Annotated in this window: 15 protein-coding genes; 8 read left to right on the top strand and 7 right to left on the bottom strand. The window is 61.5% G+C overall.

The genetic code is table 11. From position 1 onward, the window contains the following. Nucleotides 1–36 precede the first annotated feature (36 nt). From ABN482_RS02640 to ettA, 3 genes are all read right to left on the bottom strand, one after another. A complete protein-coding gene (locus ABN482_RS02640; RefSeq protein ID WP_349502535.1) occupies nt 37–1263 on the bottom strand; it encodes an NnrS family protein in 1227 nt (408 codons plus the stop codon). A 79-nt stretch (nt 1264–1342) separates the two neighbouring features. Beyond that, complete coding sequence (locus ABN482_RS02645; RefSeq protein WP_349502536.1) at nt 1343–1882, bottom strand: isochorismatase family protein; 540 nt, start codon at nt 1880–1882, stop codon at nt 1343–1345. 21 nt (nt 1883–1903) lie between these two features. Continuing rightward, on the bottom strand, nt 1904–3577 hold the full coding sequence (gene ettA, locus ABN482_RS02650; RefSeq protein ID WP_349502537.1) for an energy-dependent translational throttle protein EttA: 1674 nt from the start codon (nt 3575–3577) through the stop codon (nt 1904–1906). Between the two features lie 104 nt (nt 3578–3681). Here ettA and ABN482_RS02655 point away from each other — a divergent pair, with 104 nt between their 5' ends. Further along, nucleotides 3682–4161 (top strand): hypothetical protein, encoded by a 480-nt coding sequence (locus ABN482_RS02655; RefSeq protein ID WP_349502538.1) that lies wholly within the window; start codon nt 3682–3684, stop codon nt 4159–4161. Next, a complete protein-coding gene (locus ABN482_RS02660) occupies nt 4158–5345 on the top strand; it encodes an NYN domain-containing protein (protein WP_349502539.1) in 1188 nt (395 codons plus the stop codon). Before ABN482_RS02655 ends, ABN482_RS02660 begins: the two co-directional genes overlap by 4 nt. Nucleotides 5346–5465: 120 nt before the next feature. Here the strand turns inward: ABN482_RS02660 and ABN482_RS02665 are convergent, their stop codons facing one another. After that, the gene (locus tag ABN482_RS02665; RefSeq protein ID WP_275667547.1) at nt 5466–5594 is read right to left on the bottom strand and encodes a hypothetical protein; all 129 of its coding nucleotides are present in this window, start codon (nt 5592–5594) and stop codon (nt 5466–5468) included. Between the two features lie 255 nt (nt 5595–5849). On the opposite strand from ABN482_RS02665, the gene ABN482_RS02670 reads away from it, so the two are divergent. From ABN482_RS02670 to ABN482_RS02680, 3 genes are all read left to right on the top strand, one after another. After that, entirely contained in the window at nt 5850–6116 is a 267-nt protein-coding gene (locus ABN482_RS02670; protein ID WP_109061602.1) for a type B 50S ribosomal protein L31, read from the top strand. A 93-nt stretch (nt 6117–6209) separates the two neighbouring features. Then, nucleotides 6210–7940 carry an ArnT family glycosyltransferase gene (locus ABN482_RS02675; protein WP_349502540.1) on the top strand — a complete coding sequence of 577 codons (1731 nt, stop codon included), beginning with the start codon at nt 6210–6212 and terminating at the stop codon, nt 7938–7940. Nucleotides 7941–7955: 15 nt separating this feature from the next. Then, complete coding sequence (locus tag ABN482_RS02680) at nt 7956–9341, top strand: MATE family efflux transporter (RefSeq protein ID WP_349502541.1); 1386 nt, start codon at nt 7956–7958, stop codon at nt 9339–9341. Between the two features lie 60 nt (nt 9342–9401). On the opposite strand, the gene orn is transcribed toward ABN482_RS02680, so the two are convergent. Beyond that, complete coding sequence (gene orn / locus ABN482_RS02685) at nt 9402–9944, bottom strand: oligoribonuclease (protein WP_143858381.1); 543 nt, start codon at nt 9942–9944, stop codon at nt 9402–9404. Nucleotides 9945–10030: 86 nt separating this feature from the next. On the opposite strand from orn, the gene ABN482_RS02690 reads away from it, so the two are divergent. After that, nucleotides 10031–11299, top strand: coding sequence for a M48 family metallopeptidase (locus ABN482_RS02690; protein WP_349502542.1), 1269 nt, complete (start codon nt 10031–10033; stop codon nt 11297–11299). Further along, the gene (gene rsgA / locus ABN482_RS02695; protein ID WP_349502543.1) at nt 11296–12189 is read left to right on the top strand and encodes a ribosome small subunit-dependent GTPase A; all 894 of its coding nucleotides are present in this window, start codon (nt 11296–11298) and stop codon (nt 12187–12189) included. The genes ABN482_RS02690 and rsgA overlap by 4 nt, the downstream gene beginning before the upstream one ends. 120 nt (nt 12190–12309) lie before the next feature. On the opposite strand, the gene ABN482_RS02700 is transcribed toward rsgA, so the two are convergent. Next, entirely contained in the window at nt 12310–12996 is a 687-nt protein-coding gene (locus ABN482_RS02700; RefSeq protein ID WP_502877223.1) for a CoA pyrophosphatase, read from the bottom strand. Nucleotides 12997–13036: 40 nt separating this feature from the next. Between ABN482_RS02700 and ABN482_RS02705 the strand changes: the two genes are divergently transcribed. Then, nucleotides 13037–13300, top strand: coding sequence for a hypothetical protein (locus ABN482_RS02705; RefSeq protein ID WP_349502545.1), 264 nt, complete (start codon nt 13037–13039; stop codon nt 13298–13300). Here ABN482_RS02705 and rplS read toward each other — a convergent pair. Continuing rightward, nucleotides 13263–13640 (bottom strand): 50S ribosomal protein L19, encoded by a 378-nt coding sequence (gene rplS, locus ABN482_RS02710; RefSeq protein ID WP_109061624.1) that lies wholly within the window; start codon nt 13638–13640, stop codon nt 13263–13265. The genes ABN482_RS02705 and rplS overlap by 38 nt on opposite strands. Nucleotides 13641–13855: the final 215 nt, after the last annotated feature.

Consider the following 13855-nt stretch of genomic DNA (forward strand, 5'->3'; position numbering starts at 1 on the left):
GAACAGCCTTGAGGCATTGCCTCAAGGCATATCGACCTACAGCCGGACCTGCGTCGCCTTGAGCACGCGACCACGCGGCTGATCGGCCCTGGGACGGATCAGGTACGGCACGAAGCGCCACAGGTACAGCACCAGGGACACGATCCAGGCGCAGGCTGCCGCGTGCAGCAACGGCACCGCAGGTGCAGCAGGCAACAAGGCCAGTAGCCGAAGCACAAACGCCAGCACCATCAACAGGTAGCAGGTAACGATGTAACGATCGGTCTTGAGCGGCCGCCCGAGATGCCCCAGTGCCGTACGCGTCACCATGCCGATGATCAGCAGGGTAAAGCCGCCGATACCGATCACATGCACTGGCCATGCGACGCGGATTTCCCATCCTGCGCGCTGCCCCGCTTCGACCAGCAACCCGGCACCCAGCATTGCGTAACCCAGATAGAGAATCCACAACAGCGGCACACGACGCACGGCCAGTGGCTTCCAGCTCAACCACTGCCAGAGCGAGATCCCCCCGGCACCGACAAGGGCCAGCGCAGTCACGATATCCCACTGCAGCAGGTTGGCGACCAGCGCACATGCCGTCAGATAGAGTTGCCACTGCCCGCTGCGCACATGCATGGGAATCTCCAACCCCGGAACCCCTCGCGACGCAAAAAACGGAATCACGCGCCGCGCCACCAGCAATGCGATCAGCGCCATGCTCAGCAATCCCTGATTGAAGCGTTCCATCAACGCTGCATAATCGCCCCGCCAGGCTTCGAGGAGAAACAACGCATCAGCGATCCCCAGCGCCAGTATCAGCAACGGCACGGCATAATTACGCTTGTTGCGGGTGCCATAGATCGCCCGCCCCACGGCCCACGCCGCACCCGCGTAGAACAACAGTTCACAGGTCGCCCCTATCAGAAAGGCCGCATCGCCATGCAGCAGAAAAGCGATACGGGCCACCAGCCAGAGCAGCACCAGCCCGCCCAACTTGCGCCCGCTCAGGGGATTGACCCCTGTCCAATTGTTGACCGCCGTCAGCAAAAAACCCACGGCAATGGTGGCGATGAACGCCCACAGCATTTCATGGGCGTGCCAGACCACGCCAAACAGACGTGAAGTCAGCCAGCCCGGCGCGTACATCCAGACCGCCAGAGATACGGCAGCCCAGGCGCAGCCCCCCATGTACAGGGGCCTGAAGCCCAGTTCGAGGAATGCACGCCACTGCGGACGCGACGGAGACGGCTCAGGTTCGTGGATATGCAGAAGTTCGCTCATATGGATTTCCTATCGATATGAGCATCATCACACGTGGCGTGCCGGATCGTGATTGATGTAAGGCAAGTTGCCGCTGCGATCAGCGTTGCTTGACCAAGGCCAGCACATCCCTGAACTTCGGGTTTTCGCAATTATGCAGCCACTCGAACAGCACCATCTCGGCCGTGGCGATCTCGATGCCATGCCCCTGGGCACGCTGCAATGCAATGGCATGATCAACAGGTCGGCGCGAACTGCTGCCATCTGCCAGCAGGACAACCCGATGACCCGCCACCCGCAACCCCAGCGCAGTCTGCAAGACGCAGACATGAGCCTCCCAGCCTGCCAGCAGAAAGGTACTGCGCTCCGGCGGCAGCACGACACCAAAGCCGGGCTCCTCGATTGCGCTGAAATGCACCTTGGGAAATACCAGATCAGCCAGGCCGTCCAGTGCAGACACCGTAGGGCCGATCTTGTCAGCCTGATGCTCGGTCACGACAACCGGCACCTTCAGCAGACGCGCCGCGCGAGCCAACATGGTGGCACACGCCACCGTGGCGGTGCCATCATGCATGGCGGGCATCAGTTTTTCCTGAAAATCGATCAGCAGCAACACACTGTCATCGGCCCAGATTGTCATCAGCCCGCCTCCTTGCGGTTTTTACTTGAGCGACTTGTAGCGCAGGCGCTTCGGCTTGGCTCCCTCCTCGCCCAAGCGGCGTACCTTGTCAGCTTCATATTCCTGGTAATTACCGTCGAAGAATACTGCCTGCGAGTCACCTTCAAAAGCGAGAATATGGGTCGCAATCCGATCCAGGAACCAGCGATCGTGGCTGATCACCAACACCGTGCCGGCAAATTCGAGCAATGCATCCTCGAGTGCGCGCAGGGTTTCGACATCCAGATCGTTGGAAGGCTCATCAAGCAGCAGCACGTTGCCGCCGGCAATCAGTGTCTTGGCCAGGTGCAGCCGGCCACGCTCTCCCCCGGAAAGCAGTCCAACCTGCTTGCTCTGGTCGCTGCCCTTGAAATTGAAGCGGCCCAGATAGGCGCGCGCCGGCATTTCGAACTTGCCCACCGTGAGCAGGTCGGCACCGTCGGCGATCGAATCGAACACGGTTTGCTGATCGGGCAGTGAGTCACGCGACTGGTCGACATGGGAAATCTTGACCGTGGCACCAATCTTGACTTCGCCGCTATCAGGTTGCTCCTTGCCTGCCAGCATGCGAAACAGCGTGGATTTACCCGCCCCGTTGGGACCGATGATGCCGACGATGGCACCGGCCGGCACCTTGAAGCTGAGATTGTCGATCAGCAGACGGTCGCCATAGCCCTTGCTGACACCGTCGAACTCAATGACTTCGTTGCCCAGGCGATCCGCCACCGGGATGAAGATTTCCTGGGTTTCGTTGCGCTTCTGGTATTCGTGGGAGCTGAGTTCCTCGAAGCGAGCCAGACGCGCCTTGGCCTTGGCCTGGCGTCCCTTGGGATTCTGGCGCACCCACTCCAGCTCCTTGCGGATGGTCTTCTGGCGGGCAGACTCGGAGGCTTCTTCCTGCTTGAGGCGGTCTTCCTTCTGCTCCAGCCAGGAGCTGTAGTTGCCCTTCCAGGGAATGCCATGACCGCGATCCAGTTCGAGGATCCATTCGGCCGCATTGTCGAGGAAGTAGCGATCATGGGTCACGGCCACCACGGTGCCGGGATACTTGTGCAGGAACTGCTCCAGCCACTCGACGCTCTCGGCATCAAGGTGGTTGGTCGGTTCATCGAGCAGCAGCATATCGGGCTTGGACAACAGCAGGCGGCACAGCGCCACGCGACGCTTTTCACCGCCGGACAGGTTGCCGACCACGGCATCCCAGGGCGGCAGACGCAGCGCATCGGCGGCGATCTCGAGCTGATGCTCGATATCGTCGGAACCGCTGGAAGCGGCCGCCGCAATGATGGCTTCAAGCTCGGCCTGTTCGGCAGCCAGCGCATCGAAATCGGCATCCGGCTCGGCATAGGCCGCATAGACTTCATCCAGGCGCTTGCGAGCCGTGAACACATCGCCCAGACCCGCCTCTACCGCCTGGCGCACAGTATGCGCAGGATCAAGCTGCGGCTCCTGGGGCAGGTAGCCGATATTCAGATCCGGCATGGGCACGGCTTCGCCCTCGATCTCCTTATCGACGCCGGCCATGATCTTGAGCAGCGTGGACTTGCCCGAGCCATTGAGGCCCAGCACGCCAATCTTGGCACCCGGAAAAAAAGAGAGAGAAATATTGCGCAGGATCTGGCGTTTGGGCGGCACGATCTTGCCCACGCGGTGCATGGTGAAAACGTATTGAGCCATTCGGTGGAAACTCGAAAAAACAAGGGGTTGAAGCGGCGAGTTTAGCCTATCCTGCGCGCCCTGTATCATTGCGGTCTGGCCCACACTGCGGAATCCTGACTACCATGTCTGCCGACCTGACACCAAACCCTGACCTGCCTGACGCCTCCCGGGAAAACCTGACCTTTTCCTCTGATGAACTGACGCTGCTGGCACGCACCGCCGACGCCCTGACCGCCTACTTCGGCAAGCCGGTCCTGGCCGAGCATGGCACGTTCGAGGATGATGGGGCCTGGGTCATTTTCGCTATTCCGCTGAGCGTCGAGGACAAGGTCGAGAAAGGTACCACGACTGTCCAGATGGGCGGCCCCGGCACGCTCTGGCTGGGCAACGCCGGCGGGCTCAATCCCGGCCCGGACGATGTTTACGAATGCCGCTACATCTGGTCGATCCAGATCACCGATGACGAAGGCGCACGCTTCGTCAAGCTGGATGAAGACGGCGAGGCGGCAGCCTGGTCGGACTTCCTGCCGGACCTGCTGCCTTTTGCCGCAGGGGCCGACGCGCAGATCCTGCCGCCGGACGATGACGAGGATGGTCAATGAAAAGTGCGCTCTTCATCGATTTCGACAATGTCTACTCCTGCCTGAAACAGCTTGACCCCACGTACGCAGAGCGCTTTGCCCAGCAACCTGCTGCCTGGCTGTCCTGGCTGGTCGAGGCACTACAGCTCCCGGACGGTGCCCCGGCCCATGCCAAGCGACGCGTCCTGGTACGCCGATGCTATCTCAATCCCCAGGTCTACCAGCAGTTTCGCGCCCGCTTCAATATGGCCGGCTTCGAAATTGTCGATTGCCCTGCCCTGACCAGCGGCGGCAAAACCAGCACTGATATCCATATGGTGCTGGATATCGTCGATCTTCTGCAGCATGAAACACACTACGATGAATTCATCGTTTTTTCCGCCGATGCGGATTTCACGCCGGTATTGCGCCGCCTGCGCCGGTGGGACAGACGTACCACCGTGCTGGCGGTCGGATTCCCATCCGCCGCATATCGCGCCTCGGCAGACCTGCTGATCAATCCCGACGATTTCATCCGCTATGGCCTGGGCATCGATGATGAGCCGGAGCCCTCAGCGGCACCCATGGATGTCGACGCTGACGTAGAGGATCTGATCAGATCGCATCTGCAGCAGACGCAAAGAAACATTTCGTGTGCGCATATGGCCAATCTGATCATCCAGAAGTATCCGCAACTGGCGACAGACTGGGATGGACACGGCTCATTCCGAAAATTTTCCGAAACTCTGGACATTGAGCCATTCACCTTCGAATGGAACGCTTCGGGCGGACGCCTGCTTGCGGTGGATGCCGCCACAGCGGATACCCTCCCCCCCGAAGGCTGGGAAACAGCGCTGCATCTTCATGACATCGTCAGCCGTATCCACGAAGCCACGGACATTCCCTTGCTGCCGCCTGGCAAATACCGTCTTCTGATCTCCCTGCTCTCCCGGGATGTCGCATCGCACCCGTTCAATCTCGTGGAAACCAGCAAACGCCTGCGAGATGCCAGCAAGGAAGCCGCACTGCCCATCAGCCGCTCGGCCATACAGCACGTGCTGCGCGGCATCCTCTTTCGCGGGCACGACTTCGAGCGCGGCCCCAACGATCCTTCGACACTGCAGCAGAAGCTGACGGACAACATCCGCTCGCTGTGCCTGCGCGAACAGATCATCCTGGACACCGAGACAGAGGCAGCCATCCAGGCCTGGATACCGGCAGCCTGAGCCCCACGTTTGTTACTGCGTTCCGGCGCTACCCCTGCCACGGAGGCGCTTTTTGTCCAGAAACGGCCCGACGAAAAAAAGCCGCGATGAACGCGGCTTTTTTATCCAGGCGAGTCGATATCAGACGCGCTTGACCTTTTCCAGCATCTTGAAGACGCCCTTGGGGGCGTTGATGAACAGACGCTTGAACGTCTTGCCCAGGCAACGACGTTCGAGGGTATTGCGACGCGTACGCTTGATTTCAGCCATGATAAGCTCCGTAAAGACAAGGGCAGACTGGAAAGCGGCCCCGCTTGCTGTTGTGACGAGAAAACGTCGATTCTAGCATTTCTGCCGGCTCTCATGGAATCTTTTTCATCCGTGTGTTGGCAGCGTACATACAAAAAATGCTAGAATGGGCGGTTATCTACGGATACGTGGTCAGCCTTGCTGCACCAGCCTGGCAGGCGCAATATTTTCAGCGCGGACCGGCGACCCATTTTCTCAATCAGGAACGTTCATACCATGAAAGAAGGCATTCACCCCGAATACCGCGAAGTCGTTTTCCTCGACCAGCAAACCGGCAGCAAGATCATCACCCGTTCGACCGTCAACACGCGCGAAACCGTCGAGATCGATGGCAAGAGCTACCCGCTCTTCAAGTGCGACGTGACTGCCGAATCGCACCCCTTCTACACTGGCGCCCAGACCCGCATCGTCGATGCCGGCCGCGTCGAGAAGTTCCGTGCCCGTTTCGCTCGTACCACCGGCGCAGTCAGCAAGGCTTCCTGATCCGGAACCTGGAAACGCCTTACGGCGTATCCCGTTGCAAAGGCAGCCCCGCAGCGGCTGCCTTTTTTATTTGAAGTCGGATAAATTAGCGCCGTGTCTCCCCTATATCGCTCCACGCCGGCCCGCCTGACCGCCCCGGCCACGACCAAACTGCCGCGCCTGGCGCTGTACGCATTGCTGCTGGCCTATATCGTGGCGGGTCTGTTCATGCGCGACCCCTGGAAAAGCGATGACCTGATCGGCATGGCCACCATGCTGGACAATGCCCGAGAAGGGGGGCAGGCATGGCTGTTGCCGCGCATCGGCGACATGGCCCACGCCCAGAACGGCCCACTGTCCGCCTGGGTTGGCGGGCTGTTTGCCGTTCTGTTCGGCGGCTGGCTGGGAGAGGTCACTGCCGCCCGACTGCCCAATATTCTCTGGTTCCTGCTGGGTGCCGCAGGCCTCTGGTATGGTGCCTACCTGATCGGCCGCCGGCCCGAGGCCCAGCCGCTGGCGCTGCCCTTCGGCGGCGAGCCCAACGAGCGCGACTACGGCCGCATGATTGCCGATGCGGCACTGCTGCTGCTGCTGGCCACGGCCGGCATCCTGATACACGTTCACGAAACCGGCATTGTGCCGGCCCTGCTGGCCTGCAATGCACTGGCCTTCTACGGCCTGACGCGCATGCTCGACAAGCCACTCAACGGTGCCATCTTCCTGGGGCTTGGTCTGGCCGGCGCATGCCTGGCACGAGGCCTGCCCGGCGTGCTGCCGCTGCTGCTGGCGCTGCCTTTCATTTTCCGTCCCGGCTGCCTGCTGTGGCAAAGACTCAAATGGCTGGCCCTCAGCCTGGTCATCGCTGCCCTGCCCGTCATTGCCTGGCTGCTGGCGGCCAGCGCCCAGGGCGCACGCGGCGAGTACTGGATCGACAGTTGGCTGCAATGGAATCTTGACTACTATGGCCTGCCCACCTTCAAGGGCAGCATCGGCGGCCTGCGCGACCTGAGCTGGTTCCTGTGGCCTACCTGGCCACTGGCGGCACTGGCTATTTCGCGCTGGCGCGGCTGGTACAACGCCCCCCACATCGCCATTGCCCTCGGCCTGCTGGTGGCAGGCCTGCTGAGCCTGCTGGCCGTACCGACCCCGGGCGAGCTCGATTTCATCACCCTGGTCGTTCCGGCGGCAGCACTGGCTGCCTTTTCCCTGCCGACACTGCGCAGGGGCATCGTCAACACCCTGGACTGGTTCGCAGTGATGTGCTTCTCGCTCACTGCCGTCACGGTCTGGCTGGGCTGGATTGCCCTGCACCTGGGCTGGCCGCCCAAGATCGCGCACAATATCGCCCGTCAGACCACTGGCTTTGACCCATCCATGGACTGGCTGCCCACCCTGCTGGCGATCCTGGTCAGCCTGGGCTGGGTCGCACTGCTGCGCTGGCGCTTCAAGGCCCGCCCGACTGCCCTGTGGCGCGGCACCATCCTCTCGGCTGGCGGCCTGGCCACGACCTGGCTGCTGCTGGTCCTGCTGTGGCTACCGGCCATCGACTATGCCCGCAGCTATCGGGCCGTTTCCGCCGAACTGGCGCAGACTGCCGCCCGCGAAATCGGCCCCGGCGAATGCATCCGTGCCGTCAATCTTGGCACCAGCCAGCGCGCTGCTTTCTACGTGTTCGACAAGCAGTCGTTCTCCTACGACAGCCGCTGCAATTTCGTACTGGTGCAGACCTCCCGCTCCGCCATGGAGGAGGGTCGGGCCCCGCACGCCGACGCCCAGCACGTACTCTGGGAAGGCGCACGCGCCGCTGACCGGCACGAGCTGTTCAGGCTGCTGCGCCTGCGCTGATCCGGACCGCCCCGCATGAACCGCCCCCACGATTCCGCCGGCATCGGTGCCGCCATGCGGCGCATCGTCAAGCAGGCCTGGCCCGTACTGATCTCGCAATGGGCCAGCATGGCCTATGCCGTGCTCGATACCGCCATGACCGGCCACGCCTCATCGGATGCCCTGGCGATCATGGGGCTGTCGATTTCCGTCTACGTGACCGTGTTCGTCGGCCTGATGGGTGTACTGCACGCACTGATTCCGATCCTGGCGCAACACTATGGAGCCGGCCGCCTGCACGAAGTCGGCCGAGCCTGGGGTCAGGGTGTCTGGCTGGCGCTGGCGTTGTCGGTGCTGGGCATCGCGCTGATGCTGTTTCCGAATATCTGGCTGGCTTTCTCGGGCGACGTCGAGCCTGCCGTACGCCAGGGTATGGCCAGCTACCTGCAGGCACTGTGCCTGGCCCTGCCCGCCGCACTGGTTTTTCGCACCATCTATGCGTTGGGCACCTCGGTTTCGCGCCCGCAGGTGGTCATGATCATCAATCTGATCGGCCTGGTCTGCAAGGCCTTCTTCAACTGGCTGCTGATCTACGGCAAATTCGGCCTGCCGGCACTGGGTGCCACCGGTGCCGGACTGTCCAGCGCCCTGGTGGCCTGGATCACGCTGGCGCTGGGCTTCGGCTACCTGCGTCGCAATTCCTGGTACCTGCAATTCAACCTGACGCTGGGCCGTCCCCGCTGGCGCGACCAGCAGGAATTGCTGCGCCTGGGCCTGCCCATGGGCGGCTCCTACCTGGTGGAAGTCTGCGCCTTCACCTTCATGGCGCTGCTGGTGGCTCGCGAAGGCGTATACGCAGTCGGCGCACAGCAGATCATGTCCAACCTGGCAGCACTCTGCTTCATGATGCCGATGTCGATCGGCGTGGCCACTGCATCGCTGGCCGCGCAGGCCATCGGTGCCGGTCGCCACGATGCCGCGCGCCGCATTTCATACGCAGGCCTGTCGGCAGCCATCATCGGTGCCATCCTGACCGCACTGCTGCTGACCACCCAGCGCGAAACCATCGTGGCGCTCTACACCGACGACGCCGAGGTGGCCGTGATGGCCCTGGCATTGCTGCAGATCATCCCGGTCTTCCACCTGTGCGACACACTGCAATGCGTGAACTCGTATATCCTGCGTGCCTACAAGATTGCGGTAGTGCCTCTGCTGCTGCAGATCGTGGCCCTGAGCGGCTTCGGCCTGCTGGGCGGCTGGTGGCTGGGTTTCGGCCCCGCCCAGGGTGCCCTGACGCCATTGACCGACCTGCTGATGGCGGGTGCGCCGATGGGTGCCAGTGCGATGTGGCTGATGGCAACGCTGGGATTGCTGCTGTCGGCCACCTTGCTGCATGTCTGGTTCCGGCGCGTGGCACCTTGAGGGTGGTAGCCACGGCGTGAGTTATTTGACCTTCGCATTCGCAATGCGAAGGTCAACACCCTACAGCTTGATGAAGTGCTCGCGGTAATACTTCAACTCATCAATAGACTCATACACATCCGCCAATGCCTCATGCCGGGTCTTTTTCTCGAAGCCCTTGATCAGCTCGGGCTTCCAGCGCCGGCACAACTCCTTGAGCGTGCTGACATCCAGATTGCGGTAATGAAAGAACGCCTCGAGCTTCGGCATATAGCGGAACATGAAGCGGCGATCCTGGCTGATGGTGTTGCCGCAGAGCGGTGACTTGCCGGCCGGCACATGCTGCGACAGAAACGCGATCAGTTGGGCCTCGGCAGTCGCCTCGTCCAGCGTGGAGGCCTTGACCTTGTCGATCAGGCCACTGCGGCCATGGGTGCCCTTGTTCCAGTTATCCATGGCATCCAGCACGCTATCGGGCTGGTGAATGACCAGAACCGGGCCTTCGGCGACTGTGGTCAGGTCAGGTTCGGTAACGACCACGGCTACTTCGATGATGCGTTCCTTTTCCGGATCGAGGCCCGTCATTTCCATGTCCAGCCACACCAGGCGGTTTTCGTTCTGCATTTGGTTTCCTTGCCCTCAACGGCGATGTGCGCGTTTACACTATCGGTTTGATCAATCCGGTATTTTCGCATACCTGCTCCGGCCAGATGACCCTCTTCACCCTGCTGTTCGCCCTGTTCCTGCTGCTTGATGCCAGCCTGCGCTTCTGGCTGGCCCGCCGCCAGGTTGCCCATGTCATGCGTCATCGCGATGCGGTACCGGCCATCTTCGCCGACCGGATCTCGCTGCGCAGCCATCAGCGCGCCGCCGATTACACGGTCGCACGGGTACGCATGGGCCTGATCGAGCGCATCGTCGATGCCGGCGTGCTTGTTGGTCTGACGCTGTTGGGGGGGCTGCAGGCGATCGACCTCATGCTGATACGCCTGTTCGACAACGGTTTCCTCTCGCAGTTGCTGCTGCTGGCAAGCGTGGGGGTCATCATGATGCTGGTCGGCCTGCCCTTTTCGCTCTGGCGGCAATTCCGCCTCGAGGCCCGCTTTGGCTTTAACCGGATGACGCTGCCGCTGTTTTTCTCCGATCTGGCCAAGAATATCGTACTGTCCACACTGATCGGACTGCCGCTGGCCGCCGCCGTGCTCTGGTTGATGACGGAGGCCGGCACGCTCTGGTGGCTGTGGGCCTGGCTGCTGTGGGTGGCGTTCAACCTGGTGATGCTGGTTGCCTTTCCGCTATGGATCGCGCCACTCTTCAACCGCTTCAGCCCGCTGGAGGATGAGACCCTGGCCGGCCGCATCCGCAACCTGGCGACACGCTGCGGCTTTCCGCTGAACGGCCTGTTCGTCATGGACGGCTCGCGGCGCTCGGCACACGGCAATGCCTACTTCACCGGTTTCGGCAAGGCTCGCCGCATCGTGTTTTTCGACACCCTGCTCTCGCGCCTGAACCATGACCAGATCGAGGCCGTCCTGGCCCATGAGCTGGGCCATTTCCATCATCGCCATATCCTCAAGCGCATCGTCGTCAGCTTTGCCCTGAGCCTGGGCTTCTTTGCGCTGCTTGGCTATTTGTCAACGCAACTCTGGTTCTACGTCGGCCTGGGCGTGGAACTCGTGAAGTTCGCCTCGTTCCAGGCCATGGCGCTGGTACTGTTCTGCCTGGTCGTACCCGTCTTTACCTTCCCCTTTGCCTTCATCACCAACATGGGCTCGCGGCGCGATGAATTCCAGGCCGATGCCTATGCCGCCAGCCAGAGCAATGCCGATCACCTGATCGCCGCACTGGTACGGCTATATGACGACAATGCCGCCACCCTGACGCCCGACCCGCTGCATTCGGCGTTCTACGACAGCCATCCTCCTGCGGCCGTGCGCATCGCACGCCTGCGCCTTGCCGGTGGAGCACAGCCCGCATGAACAGCATCACCTGCGGTCTGGTCATCGCGGCGCATGGTCGCCACTATACGGTCGAATTTGCCGATGGCCGCCTGCGCCATTGTTTTCCTCGCGGCAAGAAAGGCCAGGCTGCCGTGGGGGATCGGGTGCAGGTCAGCCTGCAGGGCGAAGCCGAGGGTGCCATCGAGCGCATCGAGCCCCGGCGCAACCTGCTCTACAGATCCGACGAAATGCGTACCAAGGTGTTTGCCGCCAACGTCGATCAGTTGCTGATCGTCCTGGCCGTGGCCCCGCCCTTCTCTGTTGACCTGCTGGGTCGCGCACTGGTCGGTGCCTGGAGCGTCGATATTCGCCCCCTCATCATCCTGAACAAGATCGACCTGGCGGATGGGCTGGCGCAGGCCCGCGCTCAGTTGACCGATATCGACCGGCTGGGTGTTCCCATCATTGAGTTGTGCGCACACCACAAGGAAGAAGCGCGCGACAAGCTGCTGCCCTATCTGCATGGACAGACCAACCTGCTGCTGGGCCAGAGCGGCATGGGCAAATCGACACTGCTCAATGCCCTGGTACCTGATGCCCTGGCTGCTACGCGTGAAATATCCACAGCGCTGGGCACCGGCAAGCACACCACCACCAGCACGCGCCTGTACCATCTGCCCGATGGCAACGGCGACCTGATTGATTCACCGGGCTTCCAGGCCTTTGGCCTGAGCCACCTGTCCGACTCGGATATCGAACGGGGCTTTCCGGAGTTTGCCGAGCACGCGGCGCACTGCCGCTTCTATAACTGCACCCATCTGCACGAGCCGGGTTGCCAGGTATTGCAGGCGCTTGATCACGCGCAGATCGGGCAGGAACGCCATGCGCTGTATGCCCGTATCCTGCAGGAGCGTGGTCGGAGCAAATAAAGCCACACCATCACCCCAGGCCATCTTCTGCAACATTGCCTGGAGGCGGTTGCTTTCAAAGCCAGTGGCCCAGTGGCTGTGCACCCCAAAAGAGCAGGCGCTCACTCCTGAAATCACCACTCAGGCTGCCGACAGCCGCCGGTAGAGATTGCGCAGCATGGCGGCCGTCGCGCCCCAGATGAAATACTCGCCCCAGGGCATCGAGTAATAGCGTCGCGCCTGACCATCAGGCGGCGTAAAACGGTGCAGACGGTGATTGGCCGGATCCATCAGGAAAGCCAGCGGCACCTCGAACACCGATTCCACTTCGTCCGGATCGATACGCACCTCAAAGCCTGGACGCACCAGCGCCACCACCGGCGTCACCACGTAGCCACTGATCGTCTGATAGGCAGGCAGCGTACTCAATACCTCGATGAACTCGCTGCCCAGGCCGGTTTCTTCCTCGGTCTCGCGCAGCGCCGTGGCCGTGGTGTCTACATCGAACGGCTCCATTCGGCCACCTGGAAAACTGATCTGGCCAGGATGATCGCGCAGGTGCCCGGCACGCCGGGTCAGCATGACATGCAGGCCATCGCCACGCATGACCAGCGGGATCAGCACGGCCGCCTGCACGGGCTCGAACTGTGCATCATCGGGCAACGGTCGCAGCAAGACGCCATCCCCCTGGCTCCAGACCCATCCCGGCGGCGGCGGGATACGCAACAATCCGCGCAATGCAGCTGGCTCCAGCAGATCGGCAGGCAGCGACAGCAATCCCTGGGACGCAGACTCCCAGGGCTGGGCTTCAGGGTCAAAGCGAGTCATCACGACCGTCGAGGTTCGACGACTGGCAGCGGACTGTGGCATGGCAGACAAAAAGAATGAATACTCCTGCATGTTACGACAATGGTCGGAGCATGGAAACGCCCTCCAGGCGTTCCAGCACGAAATCGGCCCGTTCCGCCACGCTGCATTCGGGCAGCACGAATACTGCAGCGATGAATACAGCAGCGACATGCTGATGGACAAAAAAAAAGACGCCTTGCGGCGTCTTTTTTTTGCGGATTCCGGCACCAGGGCCGGAAAACGGCTTAAGCCTGGACTTGCTTGCGCACCAGCTTTTCCTTGATGCGAGCCGACTTGCCCGAACGCTCGCGCAGGTAGTACAGCTTGGCACGACGGACGTCGCCGCGACGCTTGACTTCGATCGAGGCGATCTGGGGCGAATACAGCTGGAACGTACGTTCGACGGCTTCGCCGGACGAGATCTTGCGCACGATGAAAGCCGAGTTCAGGCCACGGTTGCGACGGCCGATCACGACGCCTTCGTAGGCCTGGACGCGCTTGCGGGTACCTTCAACCACATTGACGTTGACCACGACGGTATCGCCGGGCGCGAATTCGGGGATGGTCCGACCTTCGGTCAGACGGGCAATTTCTTCTTGCTCGATGATGGCAATCAGGTTCATTGAAAACTCCATGACATCTTGCCTGGCGGGTTGTTGTAGAAAGATAAGAACGCCAGCAGAGGATGTGAAAAGCCCTTAATTCTATATCATCTGACTTACCCTGCCAATAGGCATACATCAAAAGCCGGCAGCATACCCAACCCAGCACACCAGCGGGATCATTGCCACACCGAACAGGGCCAGTCCGGTATCGACAATTTCGATACGGTGCCGTA

It is taken from the genome of Corticimicrobacter sp. (genome assembly GCF_040137905.1).
GTDB lineage: Bacteria > Pseudomonadota > Gammaproteobacteria > Burkholderiales > Burkholderiaceae_B > Corticimicrobacter.

Bases quoted from the DNA above. Each gene is read 5' to 3' on its own strand.
- ABN482_RS02640 (WP_349502535.1), bottom strand. From the start codon at position 1,263: ATGAGCGAACTTCTGCATATCCACGAACCTGAGCCGTCTCCGTCGCGT.
- ABN482_RS02645 (WP_349502536.1), bottom strand. From the start codon at position 1,882: ATGACAATCTGGGCCGATGACAGTGTGTTGCTGCTGATCGATTTTCAG.
- ettA (WP_349502537.1), bottom strand. From the start codon at position 3,577: ATGGCTCAATACGTTTTCACCATGCACCGCGTGGGCAAGATCGTGCCG.
- ABN482_RS02655 (WP_349502538.1), top strand. From the start codon at position 3,682: ATGTCTGCCGACCTGACACCAAACCCTGACCTGCCTGACGCCTCCCGG.
- ABN482_RS02660 (WP_349502539.1), top strand. From the start codon at position 4,158: ATGAAAAGTGCGCTCTTCATCGATTTCGACAATGTCTACTCCTGCCTG.
- ABN482_RS02665 (WP_275667547.1), bottom strand. From the start codon at position 5,594: ATGGCTGAAATCAAGCGTACGCGTCGCAATACCCTCGAACGTCGTTGC.
- ABN482_RS02670 (WP_109061602.1), top strand. From the start codon at position 5,850: ATGAAAGAAGGCATTCACCCCGAATACCGCGAAGTCGTTTTCCTCGAC.
- ABN482_RS02680 (WP_349502541.1), top strand. From the start codon at position 7,956: ATGAACCGCCCCCACGATTCCGCCGGCATCGGTGCCGCCATGCGGCGC.
- orn (WP_143858381.1), bottom strand. From the start codon at position 9,944: ATGCAGAACGAAAACCGCCTGGTGTGGCTGGACATGGAAATGACGGGC.
- ABN482_RS02690 (WP_349502542.1), top strand. From the start codon at position 10,031: ATGACCCTCTTCACCCTGCTGTTCGCCCTGTTCCTGCTGCTTGATGCC.
- rsgA (WP_349502543.1), top strand. From the start codon at position 11,296: ATGAACAGCATCACCTGCGGTCTGGTCATCGCGGCGCATGGTCGCCAC.
- ABN482_RS02700 (WP_502877223.1), bottom strand. From the start codon at position 12,996: ATGACTCGCTTTGACCCTGAAGCCCAGCCCTGGGAGTCTGCGTCCCAG.
- ABN482_RS02705 (WP_349502545.1), top strand. From the start codon at position 13,037: ATGGCAGACAAAAAGAATGAATACTCCTGCATGTTACGACAATGGTCG.
- rplS (WP_109061624.1), bottom strand. From the start codon at position 13,640: ATGAACCTGATTGCCATCATCGAGCAAGAAGAAATTGCCCGTCTGACC.